Annotated in this window: 1 protein-coding gene; it reads left to right on the forward strand. The window is 69.0% G+C overall.

Annotation, left to right across the window (positions count from 1 at the left end; translation table 11 throughout):
* Positions 1–1,106, forward strand: a 1,106-nt coding sequence (locus tag HHL11_RS34110; protein ID WP_169423092.1) for an alpha-hydroxy acid oxidase, incomplete at both ends; no start/stop codon positions are given.

Below are 1,106 nucleotides of genomic sequence, written 5' to 3' on the forward strand. Positions count from 1 at the left end.
ACCAACATCGAGGACCTGCGGGTCCTGGCGCAGAAGCGCGTGCCGCGCATGTTCTATGACTACGCGGATTCCGGCTCCTGGACGGAGAGCACCTACCGCGCCAACGAAGCCGACTTCGAGAAGATCCTGCTGCGCCAGCGGGTGGCCGTGAACATGGAGGGCCGCAGCACCCGCACCACCATGGTCGGCCAGGAGGTCGCCATGCCGGTGGCGATCGCCCCGACCGGCCTGACCGGGATGCAGCACGCCGACGGCGAGATCCTGGCGGCGAAGGCGGCCAAGAAGGCCGGCATCCCCTTCACCCTGTCCACCATGAGCATCTGCTCGATCGAGGACGTGGCGGAGGCCACCGGCCGACATCCCTTCTGGTTCCAGCTGTACGTGATGCGCGACCGCGGCTTCATCGAGGCGCTGATCGACCGCGCCAAGGCCGCCGGCTGCTCCGCCCTGGTGGTGACGCTGGACCTGCAGATCCTGGGCCAGCGCCACAAGGACCTGAAGAACGGCCTGTCGGCGCCGCCCAAGCTCACCGCGGCGAACGTCCTGAACCTGATGACGAAACCGCGCTGGTGCCTGGGCATGCTGGGCACCAGGCGCCGCCAGTTCGGCAACATCGTCGGCCACGTCAAGGGCATCGAGAACATGGGTTCGCTGTCCGAGTGGACGGCCAAGCAGTTCGACCCGCGCCTGTCCTGGGCGGACGTCGAATGGATCAAGAGCCGCTGGGGCGGCAAGCTGATCCTGAAAGGCGTGCAGGACCTCGAGGACGCCAAGCTGGCCGCCGACTCCGGCGCCGACGCGGTCATCGTCTCCAACCACGGCGGCCGCCAGCTCGATGGCGCGCCCTCCTCCATCTCCGCCCTGCCCGCCATCGCCGACGCGGTGGGCGACCGGATCGAGGTGCACATGGACGGTGGCATCCGCTCGGGCCAGCACGTGCTGAAGGCCGTGGCCCTGGGCGCGCGCGGCGTCTACATCGGCCGCGCCATGCTGTATGGCCTGGGCGCGATGGGCGAGGCCGGCGTCGACAAGGCGCTGGCGATCATCCGCAACGAGCTGGACCTGTCGATGGCTTTCTGCGGCCGCACCGACATCGGCACGGTGGA

This window comes from Ramlibacter agri, from assembly GCF_012927085.1.
GTDB lineage: Bacteria > Pseudomonadota > Gammaproteobacteria > Burkholderiales > Burkholderiaceae_C > Ramlibacter > Ramlibacter agri.